The organism is Bradyrhizobium sp. CSS354 (assembly GCF_029051725.1).
Classification (GTDB): domain Bacteria; phylum Pseudomonadota; class Alphaproteobacteria; order Rhizobiales; family Xanthobacteraceae; genus Bradyrhizobium.
The window spans coordinates 1-2,714 of sequence record NZ_JAACFU010000059.1 but is presented as its reverse complement, the minus strand read 5'-3'; the positions used below and the strand labels follow the sequence as shown (position 1 = coordinate 2,714).

2 protein-coding genes are annotated in these 2,714 nt (G+C 57.2%); one reads left to right on the top strand and one right to left on the bottom strand.

The features are described 5' to 3' along the window. The first annotated feature begins 532 nt into the window (after nucleotides 1-532). On the top strand, nucleotides 533-850 hold the full coding sequence (locus GWG67_RS38565; RefSeq protein ID WP_275174869.1) for an H-NS histone family protein: 318 nt from the start codon (nucleotides 533-535) through the stop codon (nucleotides 848-850). 1,121 nt (nucleotides 851-1,971) lie between these two features. Here GWG67_RS38565 and GWG67_RS38560 read toward each other — a convergent pair. Then, complete coding sequence (locus GWG67_RS38560; protein WP_275174868.1) at nucleotides 1,972-2,343, bottom strand: PilZ domain-containing protein; 372 nt, start codon at nucleotides 2,341-2,343, stop codon at nucleotides 1,972-1,974. Nucleotides 2,344-2,714: the final 371 nt, after the last annotated feature.

Genomic DNA, 2,714 nt, shown 5'->3' with positions numbered 1-2,714 from the left:
CACGCTCCCTGACAAGCTTGACCGCCTCGATCTTGAACTCTCGAGTGAATTTGCGTCTCTGCATAGCCCACCTCCGGCTTGATCAAACACCCTATCTCGGTGTCCTTCAAACCGGCAGCAGCTCAATCTGAACTGACTGTGCCGCCGAATGCCAGAGCGGCTGCGCTGGTGACGGTCGGTTGGCCGCACTCGACCAGCTCGGATCGTTAGCCATCTAACGACCATGTTAGAGCTGCTCTCAACTCTGCGAAATCAGGCAGGCGGCGCTCTCGGTGCGGCACGCGGTCTCCTCTCATGGTGTGTCGGCCGCCGCGTGTCGCCGTGTCGCACCGCAGTTATGCGAAGATCTGCGTCAACACCGACGTGCGTTCTGGGTAGATATCCACGCAGGATTGTTAGAGCGCTCTCTTCGGAGGTCACTCTCTCGACGAGAAGAAGGCGCTAAAAGGTCATGCCCATGCCCAACCGGTTCCCTACAGGAACCACATCTAAGTGGGACGATTTTACCAGTGGGACCTGAACGGAGCACGCTATGAAAGACGTTGAGAGCACGCTTGTGGAGATGTCCATAGAGGAGCTTTGGGATGTCCGCGGCCAGGTCGATTCCATTCTCAAGGCAAAACTAACAGCTGAGAAAAGCGAGCTGGAAAGGCGATTGGCGAAGCTGCGACCCGCGGCGTCGGAAACTACTCGCGCCCGGCGTCCTTATCCCAAAGTTCTTCCAAAGTACCGAAACCCAAATGGATCGGAAACTTGGGCGGGACGTGGCAAGCAGCCTCGCTGGGTAAGGAAGCAGTTGAGATCCGGGAAACGGATCGATGACCTGCGCATTGATCGGGCCGCAACGTAGCCGGTCAGTGCAGGTGCTTGCCCTCGGCCTTTCTAACTTGCTCTCGCAGGTTTTTCACTTCTGCCCATAGTTTTTCGAGACTGCTGTCCGCGCGCCTCAGAACATCTCGCTTTCGGCTGAATGCGAGGCCCGCAGGCCGCATCTTCTCTTTCGGCTGCTTGTCTGACCCGGGGCGTTTCAAACTTTGCCTCGGCTTCTTTGAAGTCGATTGGTTTCGTCCCATTCCTGAACAAGCTCCGCACGCCACAGCCCCGCCGGGGGTCAACAGCAAGTATCGTTCCGCGTCTCCTGTATGGTTAATGAACAGGAATTCTGGCTGTAATGTGCGGAGGGCGGGGCAGACCGACGGAAGCCGGGCACTCGGCCGCGCTCGCGTTTTCGGCGATGCAGTACCTTTTTCGCGCGTCAAAGCGTGAGGGAACCCTGTCGTCAGGCCGAGGCCCTGACCCTGTGTGCGTTTTTCGGGCCTAAGGGGTAAAATCTCTACAACTTAGGGGAGCAACCACCGACATGGGCCTTCACACGCAAATACTCAATTCAAAATATGCCCCCCAAACCCTGTCGAATAGGGACTTTGCGGTGAGGTGCGCCTATGGAAAAGACCGACTCTTGTCGTTGTCGAGATTTTCCCATTTTGTGGATATCAAGTCGAAGCCGCCAAAGACGTAAGGCCCCCCAGGGGGCGTCGAATCTCTGACGGTTCAGGGCGTCTCACCGGACATCAGGAAATCCTAAGCTCAGGCTTCCTTAGAACTCCCGGGCTTACCTAGGCCGCTCCAGCCGAGCAGCGAACGGCGCTTTAGGCCGTCGATTTGGGGTTTTGCCTGAGAGAATTTTGGGGGATAGGGGTCCCGCTCGGAGGGGACCCATTTTCATTGGAGCGCCTACGGTCATTAGCGAACCACCGGCACCCCATCCCATGGCGACCGCGCGGCCGCAAGTCTGGATGGCGGACATCCTGTGTGAGTAGCGTCGCCATGCTGGTGTTCTCGCTGTCCGCACTTATTCTTGTACATCTGTTGGATAGCGCGTCAAACTTGCCTTTAGCCCAATCCCGCCCGCGACAGCTCATCATCGCGGCTGTCACGAGCCGCTTACGCATTCGATGCCAGACTATCAGCTCAATGCATATCAAAAGGGAGGACGCACACGTCGCCTACGGGCCGCGCCGGCAGGAGTGCATTGGGCAGACTAAGCTGAATGATGCTTGCACTCTCCGGCTTTGGTGCGCGGCGCCGCACAACGAACACCACGCCCGAAATGGTTGCCCGCCTCCATACCACTCGGCAGGCAAACGTCTTGTTAAAGCCGCTGAACAATAGATCAAATTCGCTAGCGAATATGTAATAGGGCGCGGAAAGGCAAGCGCCAAAGGCATTGATGTCGCGCACTACACAAGGATGCACCCCCATAATTCCGTCGAAGGAAAGCAATGCCGGCACATTGACGACCTCGCGCGGCAGAGCGCGACGTTCCATTGATTTTTCAATCATGGCGAGAACTCCGCGAAAGCTTCTTTGCTTCAGTTGCCGGTCCCGCCGAACCTCGTCAAACAAGATAATTGGCACTGGGTCCGCCAAACAAGCAGTTCTGCTGTCTAATTAGAGTTGGCGGGAATTCTTTTGTTATAGGGACGGTTCAACAAACTCGGCGCTACACACGAAAACGCGCAGATCGACGCTGCCCGGGCGGATGAATTGGCACTTCTGCAGCTGTTGGCCCTTAGGGTTGATGTCGTAGCTGGGGTCATGGTCCTTTCCGAGGTCGCGAGCGCCTCATGATGATGTCCGGATCGGGCGCCTCAACGTTTGCAGCGGAGTGCGGGCGAACCGCCACCAGCCGATTGACCGAGGTCACCACGACC